The following is a 21,888-nucleotide window of genomic DNA, read 5'->3' as shown; positions in this document are numbered from 1 at the left end:
TCGGCCTTCTTTTTTGGGCCTCTGAAACCCCTCAAATGCCCCGCAAAACAGGTCCCTCCCAGAGACCGATCCGTAAGTTCTGTAGGGCATTTCCTGTTCTCACTCTGTCGGATTGAACGCCTTTTACTCGCCCTTGATCATGGTCACTTCCTTGACCCCATCCCATCCAGGAGGAGACAGACCGTGCCGAAAGGAAACAAGAAAAGGCGTCGCGTCAACACACTCAAAGCCAACGATTACGGAATCCACCTGTTGGTCGGAATCAACGGGCCGCGAGCATGGAAAGTGACGATCTACCGCGACGGCCGAACCCTCAACCGCCTGTTCTCATTCTCTCGATACGGAGGGCGCGAGGCCGCAAGAAGAGCCGCTGATGCATGTCGTGACGAACTGATGCTGACCCACCTGCCCAAACTCAGCCGAGACATCCGCCAACGCATCATTGCAACCAACACCAGCGGCTATCCGGGCGTGCACTACCGCTGCTACACCGGAATCGCCTACTGGGTAGCCCGCACGACGTTACGCAACGGCAGCAGCGTGACCAAATCCTTCCGCGTCGAATATTACGGCTATGAGCGGGCGAAAGAGCTGGCCATCCGGGAGAGAGAGCGTCAGCTCGACAGCATCGGCGAGTATCGCTGTTTCAAGGTGGTCGAGGGCGAGCGTCGCCTCATGCAACTCATGGTGGAGAATCCATCACTGGAAATTACCGGATTCGGAAACCTCGAAACCGCGATACCGGGCGCTGGGTAATTAGTTACAACACGTTTCGAGAGGCGCTTACAAACGCAAATCCCTCTTATTAGGCCAACACGGGGCTGGTAAGCTTGCCCGCCCCGATTCCCCCCTTTTTTGCAGGTATGTATGACTGCGAGGTTCCGTCTTTCGCTGTTCCTGCTGATGGCTTCGGCCCTCGGCGGGTGTGATGACGCCCCGCGTTTCACCGCTGCCGAGCCTGGCGAAGCCCAATCCGGTGGTGCTGCCACCGTGAGCCGCAGCGATCGCAACGCCTTCGCCCTGCCCTCGGGCAACCTGTCGCCCGAACGACGCCTGGACTTCAGCGTCGGCAACAGCTTCTTTCGCAACCCTTGGGTGATCGCCCCTTCGACGACCACCGCACGAGACGGCCTCGGCCCTCTGTTCAATACCAACGCCTGCCAGAATTGCCACATCCGGGACGGTCGCGGGCATCCACCCGAACCTGGTGCGGACAACGCCGTGTCGATGCTGGTACGCCTGTCGATTCCCGATGACCCCGCGCGCACCGAACGCCTGACACGATGGGGCCTGACGCCAGAACCGGTGTACGGCATGCAACTGCAGGACATGGCGGTTCCCGGCGTGCCTCCCGAAGGCAAGGTGCGCGTCGACTACGACTCACTGACGGTGCACTTTCGCGATGGCACGCCGGTTCAACTGCGCCGCCCGACCCTGCAGATCACCCAGCTCGGCTATGGCGCAATGCACCCGCAAACCCGCGCTTCGGCCCGAATCGCCCCGCCGATGATTGGTCTGGGTCTGCTCGAAGCGATCCCCGAGGCGTCAATTCTGGCCAACGCCAACCCCGATAATAAAAACGGCACCGGCATCACCGGCACCCCAAATTGGGTCTGGGATGAAGCGCAGCAGAAAACCGTGCTCGGTCGCTTCGGCTGGAAAGCATCGCAACCCAGCGTGAATCAACAGAACGCTCATGCGCTCGCCGGAGACATGGGCCTGACTTCACGCCTCAAACTCGCTGACGACTGCACGGTGTTTCAGACGGATTGCCTAGAGGCGCCTCACGGCGGCGGCCCCAATGGCGAGCCGGAAGTCAGCGACAACATCCTTCGGCTGATCACCTTTTACACCCGTAACCTTGGGGTTCCAGCCCGTCGTGATGTCGGCGACCCACAGGTGCTGCAAGGTAAAAACCTGTTCTTCAGGGCCGGTTGCCAGCAGTGCCACACACCACAGTTCACAACAACTGCCGACGCTGCCGAGCCGGAGCTGGCCAATCAAGTCATCCGCCCTTATACCGACCTGTTGCTGCACGACATGGGTGAAGGCCTGGCGGACAACCTCAGCGAATTCCAGGCCCGCGGCCAGCAGTGGCGAACGCCCCCCTTGTGGGGCATTGGGTTGACCCAAAGCGTCAGCGGCCATACGCAATTCCTGCACGACGGGCGTGCGCGCAATCTGATGGAAGCCGTGTTGTGGCATGGCGGCGAGGCATTGCCTGCGCAGCGGCAGGTGTTGGCGTTCGACGCGGGGCAGCGGGCAGCGTTGCTGGCGTTTCTGAATTCTCTTTAATCGTACTTTTACAAAAAGGAGCCGGACATGTTCCGTCCCAAGCTGTTGTTCACCAGCCTCGCTGCGCTTGCGCTGGGTGCCTGTGCGCCATCGGACCCGCAGGCCGTGACGTCTGCGGCCATCGCCAAGCAGGTGATCCTGCCGACATACAGCCGCTGGGTTGACGCCGACCGGCAACTGGCGGTCAGCGCGCTGGCGTTTTGTCAGGGCAAGACCGATCTGGACACCGCCCGCGCCGATTTCCTTCATGCGCAAAAGGCCTGGGCCCAATTGCAGCCATTGCTGATTGGCCCGCTGGCCGAGGGCAATCGCTCCTGGCAGATCCAGTTCTGGCCGGACAAGAAGAACCTCGTCGGGCGTCAGGTCGAACAACTGGTCACCGCGCAGCCGCACATCACGGCAGAAGCACTGGCCAAGTCCAGCGTCGTGGTGCAGGGGCTGTCGGCTTATGAATACATCCTGTTCGACGCTGAAATCGACATGGCCAACGCCGAACAGAAAGCCCAGTACTGCCCGCTGCTGACCGCCATCGGCGAACGTCAGAAGACTCTGGCCGAGGAAATCCTCAACAGTTGGAACAGCACCGACGGCATGCTCGCCCAACTGAGCAAATTCCCGAACCAGCGCTACGCCGATTCTCACGAAGCCATCGCCGAATTGCTGCGCGTGCAAGTGACCGCCCTCGACACCCTGAAGAAGAAACTCGGCACGCCGCTGGGCCGTCAATCCAAAGGCGTACCGCAGCCGTTCCAGGCCGATGCCTGGCGCAGCAAGGCCTCGTTGAGCAGTCTGCAAGCCAGCCTGGACAGCGCTGAAACGGTGTGGTCGGGTGTGGACAACAAGGGCCTGCGCGGCCTGTTGCCCGCTGAGCAGAAACCGTTGGCCGACAAGATCGACGCCGCTTACGCTGAAAGCCGCAAACAACTGGCCGCGTTGAAGCCGCCGCTGGTCGAACTGCTGGCCACCGAACAGGGTCGCCAACAATTGAACGCGTTCTACGACAGCCTCAACGTCGTCCACCGCCTGCATGAAGGCGAACTGGCCAAGGCGTTGGGCATCCAGCTCGGTTTCAATGCCAACGATGGTGACTGATATGTTGCGACGTCAGGCCCTTGGCAGTCTGGTCCTCAGCGCGTGCACGCTGGGGGGCTGGACGCTGTTCAGGAAAAAAGGTGAAAGCCCGTTGCTGCTGTCCGCCCGCGATGACGGCAACGGCCAGCACTATGCCGTCGGCTATCGCGTGGACGGCACTCAAGTGTTCGCCACGCAGGTCGCCCAGCGTTGCCACGACATCATCAATCACCCGGAACTGCCGATTGCGTTGTTCGTCGCCCGGCGCCCTGGAACGGAAAGCTACCTGATCGACCTGCGCGATGGGCACTTGCTGCAAACCATCACCTCGCAACCGAACCGGCATTTCTACGGCCACGCCGTCATCCACAAAGGCGGCGAATGGCTGTACGCCACCGAGAACGACACCACTGATCCGGGGCGTGGCGTGTTGGGCGTTTACCGGTTCGTTGGTGAGCGTCTGGAGCACAACGGCGAAATCTCCACCCACGGCATCGGCCCGCATCAGGTCTCCTGGCTGCCGGACGGCGAAACCCTGGTGGTGGCCAATGGCGGCATTCGCACCGAAGCGGAAAGCCGGGTCGAGATGAACCTCAACGCGATGGAGCCGAGCCTGGTGCTGATGCAGCGTGACGGCACCCTGCTGAGCAAGGAAACCCTGTCACAGCAGATGAACAGCGTGCGCCACATGGCGATCGCCAGCGACGGCACCATCGTCGCCGGGCAGCAGTTCATGGGGCCATCTCATGAGTCTGCCGAGCTGTTGGCGATCAAACGTCCGGGGCAACCGTTTCAGGCATTTCCGGTGGCCGAGCAGCAGTTACAGGCCATGGCCCATTACACCGCCAGCGTGGCGATTCATAACGAATTGCGGCTGGTGGCATTAACAGCGCCGCGTGGTAATCGTTTCTTCATTTGGGACCTGGACAGCGGCGCCGTGCGCCTCGATGCGCCGTTGCCGGATTGTGCCGGGGTCGGCGCGGTGGCGGATGGCTTCGTGGTGACTTCAGGCCAGGGTCGTTGCAGGTTTTATGATTGCCGCCAGAGTGCATTGGTGGCACAGCCGTTGGAGCTGCCTGCGGGGTTGTGGGACAACCATTTGCATTTGGTTTAACCCCTATCCCCCTGTAGGAGTGAGCCCACCAAAACCGCAACGAGCACTGGCAACAAACCCGCGACGCGACTACCGTGCTCGCCTGATTCATCTGTTTTCCAAGGAAGTGGAATATGTTGCGTCGCCGCATGTTGATCATGTTGGGAGTTGTCCTGATCGTGGTGCTGGCCCTGGGCGGGTACAAGGCATTCTCGATTTATCAGCAAATCCAGCAGTTCTCTGCCCCAAAACCGCCAATCAATGTCGCGGTGGCTGTCGTTGAATCCCGAGCCTGGCAAAACCGCCTGCCTGCCATTGGCAGCCTCAAGGCATTGCAAGGCGTGAACCTGAGTCTGGAGGTCGCCGGGACAGTCAAAGCGCTTCAGTTCGAATCAGGGCAAAAGGTCAAACTCGGCCAGCCACTTCTGCAACTCGACAGCGATGTGGAAAAAGGCCTGCTGGGCACCGCCGAGGCGGATCTGGGTCTGGCGCAGGTCGACTACGCACGGGGCAGCAAGCTGGTGGGCGACGCGGCCATTTCCAAAGGCGAGTTCGACAAACTGGCCGCCACGCAGAAAAAGGCCGCAGCCACCGTCGCGCAACTCAACGCCTCACTGGCCAAGAAGCGCATCCTCGCGCCTTTCAGCGGCACCATCGGCATTCGCCAGGTGGATGTGGGCGACTACCTCGCCAGCGGCACAGTCATCGCCACGTTGCAGGATTTGAGCAGCCTCTACGCCGACTTCTATGTGCCCGAGCAAATGCTGCCGAAACTGAGCATCGGCCAGCAGGTTCAAGTCAGCGTCGCGGCCTTCCCCGATGAAAGCTTCAACGCCAGCATCAGTGCAATCAACCCCAAGGTCGAAGACGCCACGCGTAACGTGCTGGTACGCGCAACCCTGCCCAACCCGGACAGCAAACTGCTGCCGGGCATGTTCGCCAACTTGCAGGTCATTCTGGGGCAGGACACCCAAGAGCTGGTCGTCCCCGAAAGCACCATCACCTACACCCTTTACGGCAATTCGGTGTTCGTCATCACCCCGAAAAAAGACGCCAATGGCCAGCCTGAAAAGAACGCCAAAGGTGAGCCGCTGCTGGCCGTGGAGCGCCGTTTCGTCGAAACCGGCGAGCGCCGTGGCGGGCAGGTGATCATCCGCAAAGGCTTGAAAGTGGGCGAACAAGTGGTGACCGGTGGCCAGTTGAAGCTGGACAACGGCACCCCTGTCGCCATCAGTGCCGATTCGGCAGCCCCCGTCGAACAGCGCGACCAGCCCAAGGTTGACTGACCCTGGCGACTGTTCGAAGGAGCTTTTTTCATGGCATTTACAGACCCGTTCATCCGACGCCCTGTGCTCGCCAGCGTGATCAGCCTGTTGATCGTGCTGCTGGGTTTTCAGGCTTTCAGCAAACTGACCATCCGCCAGTACCCGCAGATGGAAAACGCGCTGATCACCGTCACCACGGCTTACCCCGGCGCCAATGCCGAAACCATTCAGGGCTACATCACGCAACCGTTACAGCAAAGTCTGGCCAGCGCCGAAGGCATCGACTACATGACCTCGGTCAGTCGCCAGAACTTCTCGGTGATCTCGATCTACGCGCGCATCGGTTCCAACAGCGACCGCCTTTACACCGAACTGTTGGCCAAAGCCAACGAGGTGAAGAACAAGTTGCCTCAGGACGCCGAAGACCCGGTGCTGAGCAAAGAAGCGGCTGACGCCTCGGCGCTGATGTACATCAGTTTCTACAGCTCGGAGCTGAACAACCCCCAGATCACCGACTACCTGTCGCGGGTCATCCAGCCCAAGCTCGCTACGCTGCCGGGCATGGCCGAAGCCGAGATCCTTGGCAATCAGGTGTTCGCCATGCGTCTGTGGCTGGACCCAGTGAAACTGGCAGGCTTTGGCCTGACCGCCAATGACGTCACTGACGCCGTGCGCAAGTACAACTTCCTTTCGGCGGCAGGCGAGGTGAAAGGCGAATACGTGGTCACCAGCGTCAACGCCACCACCGATCTCAAATCCCCGGAAACCTTCGCCGCGATCCCGTTGAAGACGGTGGGCAACAGCCGCGTGCTGCTCGGCGATGTGGCGCGGGTCGAGATGGGTGCGGAAAACTACGACACCGTCAGTTCGTTCGATGGCACACCGTCGGTCTACATCGGCATCAAGGGCACGCCCAGTTCCAACCCGTTGGACGTGATCAAGGAAGTGCGGCGGATCATGCCGGAACTGGAAAGCCAGTTGCCGCCTAGCCTGAAAGCCTCCATCGCTTACGACGCCACGCTGTTCATTCAGGCATCGATCCATGAGGTGGTGAAAACCCTGATCGAAGCGGTGCTGATCGTGATCGTCGTGGTGTTCCTGTTTCTGGGCGCACTGCGTTCGGTGCTGATCCCGGTGATCACCATTCCGCTGTCGATGATCGGGGTGTTGTTCTTCATGCAAATGATGGGCTACTCGATCAACCTGCTGACACTGTTGGCGATGGTGCTCGCGATTGGCCTTGTCGTCGACGATGCCATCGTGGTGGTGGAGAACATTCATCGCCACATCGAGGAAGGCAAAACGCCGTTGAATGCAGCATTAGAAGGCGCGCGGGAAATCGCCATGCCGGTGGTCTCGATGACCATCACGTTGGCGGCCGTTTATGCGCCCATCGGTTTTCTTGAAGGCCTGACCGGCGCCCTGTTCAAGGAGTTCGCGCTGACGCTGGCCGGTGCGGTGGTGATTTCCGGGATCGTCGCCCTGACGCTGTCACCGATGATGTGCGCCATGCTGCTGCGCCACGATGGAAACCCCAGCGGGCTGGCCCACAAGCTCGATCAGATTTTCGACGGCCTGAAAGTGCGCTATCAGCGGCTGTTGCACGGCACGCTGAACACCCGCCCGGTGGTTATCGTGTTCGCTGTGCTGGTGCTGTGCCTGATTCCAGTGTTCCTCAAGTTCAGTCAGTCGCAACTGGCGCCGGACGAGGATCAGGGCATCATTTTCATGATGGCCACGTCGCCGCAGCCGACCAACCTCGATTACATGAACAAGTACACCCAGCAGTTCATCGACATCTTCAAGGCGTTCCCGGAGTATTACTCGTCGTTCCAGATCAACGGTTTCAATGGTGTACAGACCGGCGTGGGCGGTTTCCTGCTCAAACCGTGGGATGAACGCAAACGCACGCAGATGCAATTGTTGCCCGAAGTGCAGGCCAAGCTGGAACAGATCACCGGGCTGCAGATTTTCGGTTTCAACCTGCCTTCATTGCCGGGCACGGGCGAGGGCCTGCCCTTCCAGTTCGTGATCAACACCCCTAACGACTATGCGGCGCTACTGGAGGTGGTCAACCGCATCAAGAAACGTGCGACCGAATCCGGCAAGTTCGCGTTTCTCGACCTCGATCTGGCGTTCGACAAACCGGAAGTGGTGGTCGACATCGATCGCGCCAAGGCCGCACAAATGGGCGTGTCGATGCAGGACCTGGGCGGCAGCCTTGCCACGTTGCTCGGTGAGGCGGAGATCAACCGGTTCACCATCGATGGCCGCAGTTATAAAGTCATCGCGCAGGTGGAGCGGGCCTATCGCGACAACCCGCAGTGGCTGTCCAATTATTACGTGAAAAACGCCGAAGGCACGATGCTGCCATTGTCGACGCTGATCAAGGTCAGCGATCGGGCTCGTCCACGTCAGTTGAATCAGTTCCAGCAGCTCAACTCGGCGATTATTTCCGGGTTCCCGCTGGTGAGCATGGGTGAGGCCATCGAAACGGTTCGGCAGATCGCTATCGAAGAAGCGCCCGCCGGTTTCGCCTACGACTATGCGGGGACCTCCCGCCAGTTCGTTCAGGAGGGCAATGCACTGTGGGTCACCTTTGGCCTGGCGCTGGCGATTATCTTTCTGGTGCTCGCGGCGCAGTTCGAAAGCTTCCGCGATCCGCTGGTGATTCTGGTGACCGTGCCGTTGTCGATCTGCGGCGCGCTGATTCCTCTGTTCCTTGGGGTGTCGACGCTGAACATCTACACCCAGGTCGGGCTGGTGACGTTGATCGGGTTGATCAGCAAGCACGGGATTCTGATCGTTGAATTCGCCAACCAGTTGCGCAAGGACAAAGGACTGACCGCCCGTGAGGCGGTGGAAGAAGCAGCAGCGATTCGCCTGCGGCCGGTGTTGATGACCACGGCGGCGATGGTGTTCGGCATGGTGCCGTTGATCCTGGCGACAGGCGCGGGGGCTGTGAGCCGGTTCGATATCGGACTGGTGATCGCGGTGGGGATGTCGGTGGGGACGTTGTTTACGCTGATTGTGTTGCCGTGTGTTTATACGGTGTTGGCGGGGAGGGATAAGAGGTTAGCGTGAGGTGGCCACATTGTTGCCCTGTCGGGCCTATTCGCCAGCTTGCTGGCGAATAGGCCCGACAGGGCAACAGAGTGAGATTCCAGAGCCAACCACTCTCAAAAACCCCACCCAACCTCAGTTCTGCCCCCTCGTCCCCTGCGCCAACCCAAACATCAACAACAGCAAATCATGATCCGGACGTACGGGCGATTCAGCCTTCGCCACACGCGGGAGGGCGCATTGGCCCTCGCCGTGGACTGCGCTCAGGATCTTCGGTTTGGGGGTTTCCCACGCCGCCATGGCTATGGATGCGATGCCTAACGCTCCAACCAGAAACAAACCTCGAGCGACTTCTAACTTCATCGATCTAAACCTTTGATGGGGCTGCCAAACGCCGTTTCGTAAAAATAGACGAGCTTGCTCCAGTCCGCCGACGCAAACGACGAGTGGCGACGCAGTTGTTTCATGTCGTGCTGGGCCGCGCCATAAGCGGTCAGGCGCTGGCGGCATTTCTCCAGGTCCAGAAGCGCCACTTCAGGCTTGGCGTTTGCGCCTTCACCGACCACGCGGACGAAAACGTGCTTGATGTAGATGCAACTGTGCTGCCAGCGCCCCTTGTGCATACGCGCCAGGTTCTCGGCCAGTTCCTTGAGCATTTGCTCGTAAACGGCCTCGCCATATTGCTCACGACCACCGGCCTTGAGCCAGTTTTCAAATTCGTCGAAACCGTCCAGCGACGCGGTGACCAACAGCGCGCGCCACTCGTTGTTTTCATCGCGCTCAGCACCACAGAACACCATGCGCGGTACGTTGACGTTGAGCTGACGCAGGCCTTCGAGGGCATCGCGCTCACGCAAGACCGTCGGGCGGCCGAATGGATGCAGCCAACTGCGGTAGATGTGACCGACCTGCCGCTTCACGTACAGCAAGCGGCCATTCTCCGACACGACGCGTTGCACGCCACTTTCACCACCACGGCGCACGTTGGGCTCTTCCACCCACTCGCCTTTGGTGTTCCAGAAATAGGCAAAACGGTCCTTGGCGGGAAGGGTCAACTCTGCTGCGAAATCCACGGCCATCCTGTTACCTCTTACGTAATAGATACACACGCCACATGGCGTACAACGGCAGGAAGTCCAGACGATCCTGGATGCGAAATCCTGCCTGTTCGAATTCGGCTTCTACTGTGTTCACCGGTAACACGAAGCGGTTCTGGTAACCCTCTTGATGACGGTTACGCTCGGCGCGCTTGCGTTTCCAGGCTTTGAAATTGCCATCCACCCAGAGCGAAATGATCACGCTGTCGCGAGTGACCCGATGAAACTCCCTGAGCAACACGGCTCTGTCCTCGGCCTTGCCGACGTGGTGCAACAGGCGCATGCAAAAGATGCTGTCCACTGCATTGTCTGGCATGTCGATGGCGAATGCAGAGGTCTGCAAGGGTTGTACCCGTTTCACCACTTCAGCCGGTTGCGAATTGCAAGCGGTCTTGACCATGGAGGCCGAGTTATCGGCGCCGATGATGACCCGGTTGGCCTTTTCCGCCAGCAATGGCCAGAAACGCCCGGCCCCACACGGCAAGTCCAGCACCAGACCAGGTTCGCCTGCCAACGCCAGTGCGCGGCGGGCCAGCTGCTTGTCGCGATGGTCAGACAACCGCCGCGCCAATCCGTCCCTGTGTTTGCGTAAATATTTTTTTGCGTGTTCGTCGTCGTATTTGCGCGAGAAATCTAACTCAATCCGCTTGCTCATGGCCGCCTCTCCTGAAGGTGATACGGCCAAAAGTAGGTGGATTAACGTCATCCTCAGGTCACGTGAATGTGAAAAAAACGTCCCCTGACAAGCACAAATGTTACGAGGTTTTTCCAGAAGATAGGGCTAGCATATGGCCACAACCTGAATGATCGCAGCAATATTTACACTGCCGATACATTGAAAGGCCATTCACTGACAAGGCTGTCAGGCAGCGGCCTTTTTAAACTCGACAGTGAAACAGCACCCGTTGGGCTCCATGGTATCGAGGCTGACGGTCCACCCCTGGTTTTCGCAAATCCGCTGAACCAGCGAAAGTCCCAGCCCCAGTCCTTCGCCGCGCTTTTCATTGCCGCGCACAAAAGGTTGAAACATGGCCTCGCGCTTTTCTTCCGGGATACCGACACCCGAATCCTCAACCGTGAAGCCATTGGGCAGCAGCGTCAGGCGAATGAACCCGTGATCGGTGTAATGCAGTGCGTTGCGCAGCAGGTTACCCATCACGGCATACAGGAATGTAGCGTTGTAGGTGCCTTGAGACGCGTTGTCCGGGAAGTAATCCAGACGCAGCCCCTTGGTTTCGATCGGATCACGCCAGAGCGTCAGCAACTGTTGCGCGGCCCCTTGCAGAGACAACTGCGGATTCAATCCGGCATCGTCGCGTTGTGTGCGGGCCAGCATCAGGAAGGTCTGCACCAAGTCGCGCATTTCCTCGCAGGCGCGCCCTACTCGCTCGACTTGCGCACGGGCGCGCTGATCGAGTGCGGGATTTTCCAGCAACAGTTCACAAGAGCTGGCCAGCACCATCAACGGCGTGCGCAATTCGTGGCTCACGTCGCTGGTGAACATCCGCTCGCGGGTCAGAGCATCGCGCAGGCGTCCCAACGTGGCATCGAACGCGACGGCCAGTTCGCCCACCTCATCTGCCGCGTAGTCCGGTGCCAGCGGTGGCGCCAGCCCCAGCAATTGGTCGCGATGACGCACTTGTCGCGCCAGCCGCACCACAGGCGCCATGACCCGACGAGCGAGAATCCAGCCCAGGACCACGGCCAACGCCAGCGCCAGTACGAAACCGACAAGCACGACAGCAAAGAGCACACGCTCGCGCTCCTCGAAATCGCTTTGGTCTTGCAACAGCACGTAATGGCGGCCATCGACCACCTCAACCATCGCGTGATAGGACAGCGGCCCACGAAATACTTCGTGAAAACCAGGCTCCAGATGACGCAGGTCTTTGGGTAGCTCGAAATCTCCCGGACCGCCGCTGAAATAAAACAACTGATCCGGCTCGGGGCGATGACTCCAGTCTTCAACGCTGTCCATCAGCAGCAGACGGGTCAAATCCCCCCCCAGCCCCGCAGAAATCAGCTTTTCTTCGACCAGATGGACGGTCGCCACGATGCCCATCGCGAACGAACCGGCCACCAGCGCACTCATCAAGGCAAACGCGATGATGATGCGCTGGGCAAGGCTCTGCTTAAACTCCATCGCGGCCCTCAGCCAAGCGATAGCCGACACCATGTACCGTTTGCAGCAGCGGTTTGGCGAACGGCTTGTCGATCACCTGACGCAACTGGTGCACATGGCTACGCAGGCTGTCGCTGTCCGGGCAATCGTCGCCCCACAGCGCCTCTTCGAGAATTTCCCGACGCAAGACGTGAGGGCTTTTCTGCATCAGGACCGCCAGCAACTTGAGGCCGACCGGGTTGAGCTTGAGCATGCGCCCCTCGCGGGTCACTTCCAGCGTGTCGAGGTCGTAGACCAGGTCGGCGACTTGCAGCGTGCGACGCCCGCCGCCTTGCGCACGACGCAGCACCGCTTCGATACGCGCCGCCAGTTCCGACAACGCGAAGGGTTTGAGCAGATAGTCGTCCGCACCGGAGCGGAAGCCCTGCAAACGATCATCAAGCTGGTCACGAGCGGTCAGCATGATCACTGGCGTGTCGCGACGGGCGTCCTCGCGCAGGCGTTTGCACAGCGTGTAACCGTCGATGCCCGGCAGCATGATGTCGAGCACGATCAGGTCGTAATGCTCGGTTGCGGCCAGGTGCAGGCCGGACAAGCCATCTTGCGCGCAATCGACGGTATACCCCTTCAACCCCAGGTAGTCAGCCAGGTTTGCCAGGATGTCGCGGTTGTCTTCAACCAGCAGAATTCTCATGGGCGCATGTCTCCGTATGCAGTTGTCGCTATGACCCGGCCGCGTCGGAACGCGCACTCAATGAGGTCAGAGTTGGCGGCAGCTTACGGCCAACTTCGCCCGAGGGCCAGCGCCGAGGCACATAACGTTTTTTTCACCCGTGATTCACAGCGACGCGACAGCCTGCCGCTCAGACTGCCAAATGCTAACGAGGGGCTCCTCTCCATCACACGGAATCCAACATGTCTGAAGTTCTCGAACGGCCCGCTTCGCGCCCGATCAATTTGTGGGTGTATCTGGGCATCCCGGTGGTGACCGCCATCGCCCTGTTGTTGCTGGAACTGACCTCGCTGGACATGAACCTCGCCCAAATGGCCTACGATCCGGCCGCAGGGGAGTTCATCGGCAAACACAGTTACTTTCTGGAAAACATCCTGCACGACCGCGCCAAACAGGTGGTCATCACCTTGGGCGTGTTGTCGCTCGCAGGATTTGTTGCATCGTTTTTCGTGGGGCCACTAAAGCCTTGGAAACGGGAGTTGGGTTGCATGGTGCTGTCGATGGCGCTGTCGACCAGCTTCGTCACACCGGTCAAGGCTGTGACGTCCGTTCAATGCCCGTGGAGCCTTACGCAGTTTGGTGGCGAGGAAACCTACAGCGAACTGCTGAGTCCTCGTCCACCGACCGACAAACCGGGCCGCTGCTGGCCGGGTGGGCATGCGGCGACGGGTTTTACCCTGTTCGCCCTGTTCTTCGTGTTCAGAGACCGCAAACCACGTCTGGCCAAGGCGGGGCTGATCTTTGCGTTTGGCTTGGGAACGGTGTTCTCTGTAGGCCGCATGCTGCAAGGCGCGCACTTCTTTTCGCACAACGTGTGGACGGCGGTGTTTTGCTGGTTGATTTGTCTGGGGGCGTATTACGCGGTGTTGTATAGGCCGGTGGGGAAATCAGACAAGGCTTTGGCGGGTGAGGCGGTCTCTGGGTAGTTGGCGTTAGATCGCAACTCTGATGCAACCCCCGCCAAGGCATCCGAGTAAGAACCCCAAGCCAGACATCCATAAAAAAACCCCGCCGAAGCGGGGTTTTTTGTGCATCCGGGTAAGGCCGACTTACATCATGCCGCCCATGCCACCCATGCCGCCCATGTCTGGCATACCGCCGCCAGCTGCTGGCTTGTCTTCTGCCACGTCAGCGATCATCGCTTCGGTGGTGATCATCAGACTGGCAATCGAGGACGCCGCCTGCAGAGCAGAGCGAGTCACTTTGGCCGGGTCCAGAATACCCATTTCGATCATGTCGCCGTATTCGCCGGTTGCAGCGTTGTAACCGAAGTTACCCGAACCCTGCTTGACCTTGTCGACCACGACGCTTGGCTCGTCGCCGGAGTTGGCAACGATCTGGCGCAGAGGCGCTTCAACCGCACGACGCAGCAGGGCGATACCGACGTTCTGATCGGCGTTGTCGCCTTTCAGCTCAGCGATGGCTTGCAGCGAGCGAACCAGCGCTACACCACCGCCAGGCACCACGCCTTCTTCGACGGCTGCGCGGGTTGCGTGCAGGGCGTCTTCAACGCGGGCTTTCTTCTCTTTCATTTCGACTTCGGAACCGGCGCCGACTTTGATCACCGCAACGCCGCCGGACAGCTTGGCCAGACGCTCTTGCAGCTTCTCTTTGTCGTAGTCGGACGAGGTGTCGCCGATTTGCTGACGGATCTGAGCGATACGACCATCAATGTCAGCCTTGTTGCCAGCGCCGTCGATGATGGTGGTATTTTCTTTGTTCAGCACAACGCGCTTGGCGTTACCCAGGTGCTCCAGGGTGGTGCTTTCCAGGCTCAGACCGATTTCTTCGGAGATCACGGTACCGCCGGTCAGAACAGCAATGTCCTGCAGCATGGCCTTGCGACGGTCGCCGAAGCCTGGTGCCTTGACGGCAGCGACTTTGACGATGCCACGCATGTTGTTCACAACCAGGGTCGCCAGCGCTTCGCCTTCGACGTCTTCAGCGATGATCAGCAGAGGGCGGCCAGCTTTGGCAACGGCTTCCAGGACTGGCAGCATTTCGCGGATGTTGGAGATCTTCTTGTCGACCAGCAGCAGCAGCGGGCTGTCCAGCTCGGCCACCATGGTGTCCGGCTTGTTGATGAAGTACGGGGACAGGTAGCCACGGTCGAACTGCATGCCTTCAACGACCGACAGCTCGTTTTCCAGACCCGAACCTTCTTCAACGGTGATCACACCGTCTTTGGTCACTTTTTCCATGGCTTCGGCAATGATGTCGCCGATGGAATTGTCGGAGTTGGCCGAGATGGTGCCGACCTGAGCGATGGCTTTGGTGTCGGTGCAAGGCTTGGACAGGGATTTGAGCTGAGCAACGATGGCCACGGTGGCCTTGTCGATGCCGCGCTTGAGGTCCATTGGGTTCATGCCGGCAGCGACGGCTTTCAGGCCTTCGTTGACGATGGCTTGAGCCAGAACGGTTGCAGTGGTGGTACCGTCACCGGCGTCGTCGTTGGCACGGGAGGCAACGTCTTTGACCAGCTGCGCGCCCATGTTTTCGAAACGGTCTTTCAACTCGATTTCTTTGGCTACCGATACACCGTCTTTGGTGATCAGAGGAGCGCCGAAGCTTTTTTCGATGATAACGTTACGGCCTTTCGGGCCCAGAGTTGCTTTTACAGCGTCGGCCAGGACGTTTACGCCAGTCAGCATTTTCTTACGGCCGGCGTCGCCGAATTTAACTTCTTTAGCAGCCATGATCGTTATTCCTTAAATACTTAGTAGTAGCGGGAAATGCGGTTTATCGACTCAGCCTTCAACGACGGCGAGGATTTCGTTCTCGCTCATCACCAGCAGGTCTTCGCCGTCTACTTTCACAGTGTTGCTGCCGGAGTAAGGGCCGAACACCACTTTGTCACCCACTTTTACGGCCAGCGCACGTACTTCACCGTTGTCCAGGATGCGACCAGCGCCGACGGCGATGACTTCGCCACGGTTTGGTTTCTCGGCAGCCGAACCTGGCAGCACGATACCGCCAGCAGTCTTGGTTTCTTCTTCGCTGCGACGGATTACGACGCGGTCATGCAGAGGACGAAGCTTCATTGTCGATCTCCTAATTATGGTTTTTGAACGTCCGGCGTTGGCACCGAGCGGCTAAAACGTTCCGGACTTGCCGGTTGCGGCTCGCGAGCGAACCGCGGAATACGGTCTGGCGAAATGCGCCAGAAACCTTACGGTGACCCATACATAGGGGCGGGCAAGATGATTACAAGGCTGGGCGAAGAAAAAATTTTCAACGGGCACATGCCGTTGAAACGAAAACGGCACCCGAAGGTGCCGCGCGAATCGCAGGCAGGATTCACTTTTTGTCGACAGGCTCGTATTCGCCTTCGATCACTTCACCTTCGATCACCTCGGGCTGGCGAGCGCCCGTACGGCCAGCGCCCGGATGCATGGAACCAGCACGCAGATCATCGGCGAAAGCTCGCTGACGATTGGCCGACGCTTCGGCGCGCTGACGCACCTTGTTGGCCAGCAAGCGACGAGTGAACGGCATCAAACAGATCAACCCCAACACGTCACTGATGAAACCAGGTAACACCAGCAAGCCGCCGCCGACCGTCATCATCAGCCCATCCATCATCTGCTGCGCGGGCAACTCGCCCCGCGCCAGGCTCTCGCGAGCGCTCATGGCCGTCGCGAGGCCTGCGACACGCATGACGAAGAACCCGAGCATGGACCCGGCGACCACCAGTAGGAAGGTCGGCAGAAAGCCGATCGACATCCCGACTTTCACCAGTACGAACAGCTCAAGCACCGGAAAAAGCAAAAAAAGCAGTAAAAAAGCGCGCATCAAATAGTTTCCTCTACGGAAGTAAGGCTTCCAGTAGACACTAGGTGAAGTCGCAAAGTCGTTAATTCAAGCTTCGGTCGGTTCAGCGGTCGGCCATTTTTCCGCGTGAGCCAGCTGCACCAAGGCTTGGCGGACTTGTGTCGGCGTATTACAAGACTCCGCAAACGCCAGCCAGTACAGGCTTTGGCCGATGCGCAAGTGCATGCCTTCGCTGTCGATACCCACCAATACTGCCGGTTCGGTCTGGGGCAGCCCGGACAACTCGACGTAATGCGCGATGGCCTTGGTGTGATCCTCGTTCATGTGCTCGACCATGCTCGTTTCGGCAGCTCCGGCGAACGGGTTGGCCAGCGCGACGTCGTCAAGCCAGTGAATCGCGCCAAAACCGCCGATGTAGCGATAGCGCACCGGCACCAACACCCAGAAATCGAAATCGTGGGCGCTGTGATAGCTCTCGGAGTCCGGGAAATAGCGGTAGTAGCGCTGGGCGGCAGCTTCGATCGCAGCCTGGTCGGTGACCTTCTGCGCCTCGGCCATCACCGTTACGCGACCGACGGCCTGAACATCTTCTGCCTCACGCTCACCCACCAGCATCGAACACTTGGGGTCACGCTGCAGGTTGTGGGTGTGCTGGGCGATGCGGCTGATCAGGATCAGTGGACGGCCCTGATCGTCAAGGCAGTACGGCACCACCGAGCCAAACGGGAAACCGGGCATCGACTTGGAATGAGTCGACAGCACGCCGCGATATTCCTTGAGCAATAACTCTCTGGCTTGCCGGTTGGCTTTGGCGCTCATGATGAGGCTCCTGAACAGATGAAAACGACGAGTGGGACAGCGCTCAGCGGCTGAGGCCCACACGATAATCGTTATCGCTCAGGGGTGCCAGATTGGAGGCACGTGACGATTTTGCGGGAAATTTGCGTAAAAATTTCAGAGAAGGCCAGCCTTGCGCAATACCTGTGGGAGCCGGCTCCCACAGGTTAAGCGGCGACTACCAACAGCGTGGAGCCGCTATGTCTAGATACAGGGCTTACCACGCCACACCAAACCCTGCGGTATAACGGGTCTTGTTCAAATCACCATCGTCAGAGCCGCTGATGATGTCTTTCTCGGCCTTGACGTTGAGCGAGGCCCATTCAGTGACCTTGTAGCGCAGGCCCACTTCCGTATCGAGGCTGTAATCCGCCACACCGCTGATCGGTTTGCCCACTTCGCCGTTGGTGAAGAATTCGACCTTCTTGCCAATCAGGTAACGGTTGTAATCCCACGTACCTGAAACGGAGTAAAAGTTGTCTTTCGAGCCATTGGAATATTCAAAGTCCGTCCGGTTGACCAACGCGCCGATCTTGAATGCGCCCAACTCGTCATCCCAAAGCTGATAACCCGGTCCCGTACCGACTGTGCGCTGGCGGCGCAAATCTTCGATACCGTCATGCTTGTAGGTGATCCGGCCGTCCCAGAAGAACTTGTCGGTGATGAAGCGGTCGAGGGAATACTCGGCACTCCAGTTGTTGGTGGTGGTCGTGTCGTCCTGCGTCTCGCGGTTGAATTCGCCCTTGGCGTTATGGCGCCAGCGGCCATGGGTCGCAGAGGTTTTGAAGGCCAGGTTGTAGTCGTCGGTGTCGGTGTCTGCCCGCTGGAAGTCCAGCGCCGCGTCGATGTTGCCCTTCCAGACAAGATCGGTGACGACCGGCTTGGGCTTCATGATTTGCTGAATGCTCGCCAGATCCACGGTCTTCGGCGCATCGCCGTTGGCCAGGGTGACCTTGCCGTCATCCGCTGCCTTCAACGATTTGGAAATCTCGCCGGTGTAAGCGTCCTGTTTGACCAGCAGGTGCTGCTCACTCTCCAGCGTCTTGACTTCTTTCCAGTCCAGCGGAATATCGCCTGCATACTTGGTATTGAGCAGCAACTTTCCGCCGTCGAAGACCTTGATGGTCCCCGTCAGTTTGTCGCCGTTCTTCAACCAGACGGTATCGGCAAGCAAAGGAGTGGAGGCGCTGGTAATGGCAAGGCACAACAGGGTTCTGGACAACATAAGCGAAGACAAGGCTCTGGCTGGCGGGTAAATCGGGCATTATCCCTCGGGACAACATCGAGGCAATCCGTGGACCGCCGACACAGGAATCACTGACCGTAGGAAATTTCCTCAGTTCCCTATCGAATTTTCCTGCTGCCTCTTTGAACAGGAACGAACGCGTGACCGAACAGACTTCATTGATGGATGACCCCAGCGGTCAATCTCCCGCAGAGGCACGGCGCACGGCGCTTTACCTGACAATGCATCAAATTCCCGTAGGCAAAGTCGTCAGCTATGGCCAATTGGCCGAGTTGGCCGGTTTAGGACGAGCGGCACGTTTCGTCGGGCGCACCTTGAGCCAGTTACCGGACGGCAGCAGCCTGCCCTGGCATCGCGTCATCGGCGCAGGCGGACGCTTGAGTCTGGTCGCCGGAACGGTTTCCGGAGAAGAGCAGCGCGCTCGATTGCGCGCCGAAGGGGTGACCATCCGTAACAATCGTGTGGATATGGAGCGTCATGGCTGGCGCCCGACAGAGCACAACGGTTAGAGTGCGCGCTTTGTTTACGTAATCTGAGGCAGATTTCAGCCCATGCCCCGCAAAACCTGGCGCGCCGCGCTCGCCGCTTATGCCAGCCCATCGACGTTCGTGCTGCTGCTCCTCGGATTCGCTGCGGGCATGCCTTATATGCTCGTGTTTTCCACGCTGTCGGTCTGGCTCCGGGAAGCGGGTGTCGCCCGCGAGACCATCGGTTACGCCAGCCTGATCGGCCTGGCCTACGCCTTCAAATGGGTCTGGTCCCCTCTTCTCGACCAATGGCGCCTGCCGCTGCTGGGCAAACTGGGGCGCCGTCGCTCCTGGCTGGTGCTCTCGCAGACGCTGGTGACCCTCGGTCTGATCGGCATGGGTTTCTGTGACCCCCAGCAGCACTTGTCGTGGTTGATCGCGATCGCGGTGGTCGTGGCCTTCTCGTCTGCGACCCAAGATATCGCCATCGACGCCTACCGCCTTGAAATCGCCTCGGACAGTCAGCAAGCCACGCTCGCCGCCAGCTACATGGCAGGCTACCGCGTTGCAGCCCTGCTGGCCACCGCAGGCGCGCTGTACTTCGCCGAAGGCTTCGGCTCCTCCGGCTTCGCGTATAAGCACTCGGCCTGGACCGGCACTTACGTCATCTTCGGCTTGTTGATGGTCCCGGCGCTGATCACCACGCTGGTGATGCGCGAACCGCCCGTCGCCTTGCGCACCCAGCTCTCGGCGGCGCGTTATGGCTTCGCACACCAGTTGGCCTCAGTGTTTGTGCTGATCATTCTGCTGGTGTCCGTGCCTGCGATGTTCACCCAGCTCTACAACACCGATTTCGCCAGCGTGCTGTTCAAGGATGCGACCTGGAAAAGCCTTCTGATGGAAGACCGCGCCTTCCTGCGCGCGATCCTCTACACGCTGCTTACCGCGGCCTGTCTGTCTTCCATGGGACGACGCGGTCTGGCGCCAGTGCTGACCCCCATCAATGACTTCATCCTGCGCTACCGATGGCAGGCCTTTCTGCTGCTGGGGCTGATCGCGACCTATCGCATGTCCGACACAGTCATGGGCGTGATGGCCAACGTGTTCTACATCGATCAGGGCTTCACCAAGGACCAGATCGCCAGCGTCAGCAAGATCTTCGGGCTGGTGATGACGCTGCTCGGCGCCGCCTTCGGTGGCCTGGCCATCGTGCGTTTCGGCATCCTGCCGATCCTGTTCATCGGCGGCGCGACCTCCGCGGCGACCAACCTGCTGTTCCTGATGCTGGCCGACATGGGGCCGAACCTGAAGATGCTGATCCTGACGATCTCGCTGGACAACTTCAGCTCGGGTCTGGCGACGTCGGCGTTCGTGGCGTACCTGTCGAGCCTGACCAACCTCAAATTCTCGGCGACCCAATACGCCCTGCTCAGCTCGATCATGCTCCTGTTACCACGCCTGATCGGCGGGTATTCGGGGGTCATGGTCGAGAAGATGGGCTACCACAACTTCTTCCTGGCCACGGCCCTGATGGGCGTGCCTACCCTGTTCATGATTGCGTTACATTGGGGGCAGGAGTTGCGCAAGGAGAAGCCGGTGGAGACGCCCGCCAGCGACAGGCCGTAAATCGAATGGCTGCCGCAAAACCTATGGGAGCCGGCTTGCTGGCGAAAGCGGTGGGTCAAGTCACAGATACATTCACTGTCACGACGCATTCGCCACCAAGGCGGCTCCCACAATGATTGCGAATCCGTGGCTTCCAGGTGCAGCAGCGCCTGAAACGTGACAACAAAAAGCCCCGATCTCTCACGAGTCGGGGCTTTTGCGTTGCAGGGCAGACGAATTAACGCTGAGTCGTCGCTTCCTGCTGCTCCTGCACCACACGAATCACGCGCTGCGGGAACGGGATGTCGATGTTCTCGGCACGCAGGCGATCGCGGGCTTCAGCGTTGAGCATGAACATCACGTCCCAGTAATCCGACGTCTTGGTCCACAAACGCAGCGACACGGTGATCGAGCTGTCGCCCAGCGTCGACACCACTGCCACTGGCGCAGGCTCGGCCAGTACACGCGGGTCCTTGGCCAGTTCCAGCAGGACTTCGCGAGCCTTCTGCAGATCGGCGTCGTAGTCCACACCCACGTCGAACACCACTTTACGGGTCGGCTGGCGGTTGGTGTTGGTGATAATGCCGTTGGACAGATTGCCATTCGGCAGGATCACGGTCTTGTTATCGCCAGTGCGCAGGATGGTGTGGAAAATCTGAATGCTGTCCACAGTCCCCGCCACGCCCTGCGCTTCGATCCAGTCACCGATGCGAAACGGACGAAACAGCAGAATCAGCACCCCACCGGCAAAGTTGGCCAGACTGCCTTGCAGCGCCAGACCAATGGCCAGGCCCGCAGCACCAATGGCGGCCACGAACGAGGTGGTTTCGACGCCGATCATCGATGCAACGCTGACGATCAGCAAAATCTTCAGAATGATGTTGGCCAGGCTGCCGATGAAGCCTTGCAGCGCCAGATCCACATGACGATAAGCCAACAGCGCGCTGACTTTGGCGGTCAGTTTGTTGATCAGCCACCAGCCGATGAGCAATACGACAAGCGCCAGCAGCACGCGGCTGCCGTACTGCATGACCATGGGAATCCAGGCTTGGGAAGCCTTGACCAGATGATCCACCTGGCCGTTCAAATCCAGATCCATTGAGTGCTCCTTGTGGTCGCGAAACGAAAGACTGAAGCGATGCGCCTCTCAGGGTGCACCGCTTCAAGATGACCTGCACTCCGACGTGCACAAACCCGGCAGGTTCCCGCGTCGGGGCAAATCG

At 59.4% G+C, this 21,888-nt stretch carries 20 protein-coding genes; 9 read left to right on the top strand and 11 right to left on the bottom strand.

Annotated elements, in window-relative coordinates; genetic code table 11:
* Window positions 1-183 precede the first annotated feature (183 nt).
* The 6 genes from ACI2KB_RS15105 to ACI2KB_RS15080 all read left to right on the top strand — a co-directional run bounded on the left by ACI2KB_RS15105 (window position 184) and on the right by ACI2KB_RS15080 (window position 8,808).
* On the top strand, window positions 184-756 hold the full coding sequence (locus tag ACI2KB_RS15105) for an AP2/ERF family transcription factor (protein WP_404635823.1): 573 nt from the start codon (window positions 184-186) through the stop codon (window positions 754-756).
* 111 nt (window positions 757-867) lie between these two features.
* A complete protein-coding gene (locus ACI2KB_RS15100) occupies window positions 868-2,295 on the top strand; it encodes a di-heme oxidoredictase family protein (RefSeq protein ID WP_404635821.1) in 1,428 nt (475 codons plus the stop codon).
* Between the two features lie 27 nt (window positions 2,296-2,322).
* The gene (locus ACI2KB_RS15095) at window positions 2,323-3,387 is read left to right on the top strand and encodes an imelysin family protein (RefSeq protein WP_404635819.1); all 1,065 of its coding nucleotides are present in this window, start codon (window positions 2,323-2,325) and stop codon (window positions 3,385-3,387) included.
* 1 nt (window position 3,388) lies between these two features.
* A complete protein-coding gene (locus ACI2KB_RS15090) occupies window positions 3,389-4,480 on the top strand; it encodes a DUF1513 domain-containing protein (protein ID WP_404635817.1) in 1,092 nt (363 codons plus the stop codon).
* Window positions 4,481-4,593: 113 nt separating this feature from the next.
* Entirely contained in the window at window positions 4,594-5,745 is a 1,152-nt protein-coding gene (locus ACI2KB_RS15085; protein ID WP_404635815.1) for an efflux RND transporter periplasmic adaptor subunit, read from the top strand.
* A 30-nt stretch (window positions 5,746-5,775) separates the two neighbouring features.
* Window positions 5,776-8,808, top strand: coding sequence for a multidrug efflux RND transporter permease subunit (locus ACI2KB_RS15080; protein ID WP_404635813.1), 3,033 nt, complete (start codon window positions 5,776-5,778; stop codon window positions 8,806-8,808).
* A gap of 114 nt (window positions 8,809-8,922) precedes the next feature.
* Here the strand turns inward: ACI2KB_RS15080 and ACI2KB_RS15075 are convergent, their stop codons facing one another.
* The 5 genes from ACI2KB_RS15075 to colR all read right to left on the bottom strand — a co-directional run bounded on the left by ACI2KB_RS15075 (window position 8,923) and on the right by colR (window position 12,700).
* Window positions 8,923-9,150, bottom strand: coding sequence for a hypothetical protein (locus ACI2KB_RS15075; RefSeq protein WP_404635811.1), 228 nt, complete (start codon window positions 9,148-9,150; stop codon window positions 8,923-8,925).
* Window positions 9,147-9,866, bottom strand: a complete 720-nt coding sequence (locus ACI2KB_RS15070; RefSeq protein ID WP_404635809.1) for a lipopolysaccharide kinase InaA family protein — start codon at window positions 9,864-9,866, stop codon at window positions 9,147-9,149. The genes ACI2KB_RS15075 and ACI2KB_RS15070 overlap by 4 nt, the downstream gene beginning before the upstream one ends.
* Before the next feature lie 4 nt (window positions 9,867-9,870).
* A complete protein-coding gene (locus tag ACI2KB_RS15065) occupies window positions 9,871-10,539 on the bottom strand; it encodes a class I SAM-dependent methyltransferase (RefSeq protein WP_404635807.1) in 669 nt (222 codons plus the stop codon).
* A gap of 207 nt (window positions 10,540-10,746) precedes the next feature.
* Complete coding sequence (locus ACI2KB_RS15060; RefSeq protein ID WP_404635805.1) at window positions 10,747-12,027, bottom strand: sensor histidine kinase; 1,281 nt, start codon at window positions 12,025-12,027, stop codon at window positions 10,747-10,749.
* Window positions 12,017-12,700, bottom strand: coding sequence for a two-component system response regulator ColR (gene colR / locus ACI2KB_RS15055; protein WP_108236939.1), 684 nt, complete (start codon window positions 12,698-12,700; stop codon window positions 12,017-12,019). The genes ACI2KB_RS15060 and colR overlap by 11 nt, the downstream gene beginning before the upstream one ends.
* Before the next feature lie 221 nt (window positions 12,701-12,921).
* On the opposite strand from colR, the gene ACI2KB_RS15050 reads away from it, so the two are divergent.
* A complete protein-coding gene (locus ACI2KB_RS15050) occupies window positions 12,922-13,665 on the top strand; it encodes a phosphatase PAP2 family protein (RefSeq protein ID WP_404635803.1) in 744 nt (247 codons plus the stop codon).
* A gap of 123 nt (window positions 13,666-13,788) precedes the next feature.
* Here the strand turns inward: ACI2KB_RS15050 and groL are convergent, their stop codons facing one another.
* The 5 genes from groL to ACI2KB_RS15025 all read right to left on the bottom strand — a co-directional run bounded on the left by groL (window position 13,789) and on the right by ACI2KB_RS15025 (window position 18,572).
* Window positions 13,789-15,435, bottom strand: a complete 1,647-nt coding sequence (gene groL, locus ACI2KB_RS15045; RefSeq protein WP_404635801.1) for a chaperonin GroEL — start codon at window positions 15,433-15,435, stop codon at window positions 13,789-13,791.
* Window positions 15,436-15,486: 51 nt separating this feature from the next.
* Window positions 15,487-15,780 carry a co-chaperone GroES gene (locus ACI2KB_RS15040; RefSeq protein WP_274135953.1) on the bottom strand — a complete coding sequence of 98 codons (294 nt, stop codon included), beginning with the start codon at window positions 15,778-15,780 and terminating at the stop codon, window positions 15,487-15,489.
* A 256-nt stretch (window positions 15,781-16,036) separates the two neighbouring features.
* Complete coding sequence (locus ACI2KB_RS15035) at window positions 16,037-16,531, bottom strand: FxsA family protein (RefSeq protein WP_404635799.1); 495 nt, start codon at window positions 16,529-16,531, stop codon at window positions 16,037-16,039.
* Between the two features lie 66 nt (window positions 16,532-16,597).
* On the bottom strand, window positions 16,598-17,329 hold the full coding sequence (locus tag ACI2KB_RS15030; protein WP_404635797.1) for a HugZ family protein: 732 nt from the start codon (window positions 17,327-17,329) through the stop codon (window positions 16,598-16,600).
* Between the two features lie 235 nt (window positions 17,330-17,564).
* Window positions 17,565-18,572, bottom strand: a complete 1,008-nt coding sequence (locus tag ACI2KB_RS15025; protein WP_404635795.1) for a DUF481 domain-containing protein — start codon at window positions 18,570-18,572, stop codon at window positions 17,565-17,567.
* A gap of 182 nt (window positions 18,573-18,754) precedes the next feature.
* Here ACI2KB_RS15025 and ACI2KB_RS15020 point away from each other — a divergent pair, with 182 nt between their 5' ends.
* Together ACI2KB_RS15020 and ACI2KB_RS15015 are read left to right on the top strand one after the other, a co-directional pair.
* Window positions 18,755-19,102, top strand: a complete 348-nt coding sequence (locus ACI2KB_RS15020) for an MGMT family protein (RefSeq protein WP_404636256.1) — start codon at window positions 18,755-18,757, stop codon at window positions 19,100-19,102.
* Between the two features lie 42 nt (window positions 19,103-19,144).
* Window positions 19,145-20,686 carry an AmpG family muropeptide MFS transporter gene (locus tag ACI2KB_RS15015; protein WP_404635793.1) on the top strand — a complete coding sequence of 514 codons (1,542 nt, stop codon included), beginning with the start codon at window positions 19,145-19,147 and terminating at the stop codon, window positions 20,684-20,686.
* Between the two features lie 217 nt (window positions 20,687-20,903).
* Here the strand turns inward: ACI2KB_RS15015 and ACI2KB_RS15010 are convergent, their stop codons facing one another.
* A complete protein-coding gene (locus ACI2KB_RS15010; protein ID WP_404636255.1) occupies window positions 20,904-21,758 on the bottom strand; it encodes a mechanosensitive ion channel family protein in 855 nt (284 codons plus the stop codon).
* Between the last annotated feature and the right edge of the window lie 130 nt (window positions 21,759-21,888).

Source organism: Pseudomonas sp. NPDC088444 (genome assembly GCF_044900175.1).
Lineage (GTDB): Bacteria > Pseudomonadota > Gammaproteobacteria > Pseudomonadales > Pseudomonadaceae > Aquipseudomonas.
This window is presented reverse-complemented; position numbering and strand designations above follow the sequence as displayed.

Coding starts and splice junctions, on each gene's coding strand:
- colR (WP_108236939.1), bottom strand. CDS start 12,700: ATGAGAATTCTGCTGGTTGAAGACAACCGCGACATCCTGGCAAACCTG.
- ACI2KB_RS15025 (WP_404635795.1), bottom strand. CDS start 18,572: ATGTTGTCCAGAACCCTGTTGTGCCTTGCCATTACCAGCGCCTCCACT.
- ACI2KB_RS15075 (WP_404635811.1), bottom strand. CDS start 9,150: ATGAAGTTAGAAGTCGCTCGAGGTTTGTTTCTGGTTGGAGCGTTAGGC.
- groL (WP_404635801.1), bottom strand. CDS start 15,435: ATGGCTGCTAAAGAAGTTAAATTCGGCGACGCCGGCCGTAAGAAAATG.
- ACI2KB_RS15095 (WP_404635819.1), top strand. CDS start 2,323: ATGTTCCGTCCCAAGCTGTTGTTCACCAGCCTCGCTGCGCTTGCGCTG.
- ACI2KB_RS15020 (WP_404636256.1), top strand. CDS start 18,755: ATGGATGACCCCAGCGGTCAATCTCCCGCAGAGGCACGGCGCACGGCG.
- ACI2KB_RS15065 (WP_404635807.1), bottom strand. CDS start 10,539: ATGAGCAAGCGGATTGAGTTAGATTTCTCGCGCAAATACGACGACGAA.
- ACI2KB_RS15100 (WP_404635821.1), top strand. CDS start 868: ATGACTGCGAGGTTCCGTCTTTCGCTGTTCCTGCTGATGGCTTCGGCC.
- ACI2KB_RS15035 (WP_404635799.1), bottom strand. CDS start 16,531: ATGCGCGCTTTTTTACTGCTTTTTTTGCTTTTTCCGGTGCTTGAGCTG.
- ACI2KB_RS15085 (WP_404635815.1), top strand. CDS start 4,594: ATGTTGCGTCGCCGCATGTTGATCATGTTGGGAGTTGTCCTGATCGTG.
- ACI2KB_RS15015 (WP_404635793.1), top strand. CDS start 19,145: ATGCCCCGCAAAACCTGGCGCGCCGCGCTCGCCGCTTATGCCAGCCCA.
- ACI2KB_RS15030 (WP_404635797.1), bottom strand. CDS start 17,329: ATGAGCGCCAAAGCCAACCGGCAAGCCAGAGAGTTATTGCTCAAGGAA.
- ACI2KB_RS15080 (WP_404635813.1), top strand. CDS start 5,776: ATGGCATTTACAGACCCGTTCATCCGACGCCCTGTGCTCGCCAGCGTG.
- ACI2KB_RS15090 (WP_404635817.1), top strand. CDS start 3,389: ATGTTGCGACGTCAGGCCCTTGGCAGTCTGGTCCTCAGCGCGTGCACG.
- ACI2KB_RS15060 (WP_404635805.1), bottom strand. CDS start 12,027: ATGGAGTTTAAGCAGAGCCTTGCCCAGCGCATCATCATCGCGTTTGCC.
- ACI2KB_RS15050 (WP_404635803.1), top strand. CDS start 12,922: ATGTCTGAAGTTCTCGAACGGCCCGCTTCGCGCCCGATCAATTTGTGG.
- ACI2KB_RS15040 (WP_274135953.1), bottom strand. CDS start 15,780: ATGAAGCTTCGTCCTCTGCATGACCGCGTCGTAATCCGTCGCAGCGAA.
- ACI2KB_RS15070 (WP_404635809.1), bottom strand. CDS start 9,866: ATGGCCGTGGATTTCGCAGCAGAGTTGACCCTTCCCGCCAAGGACCGT.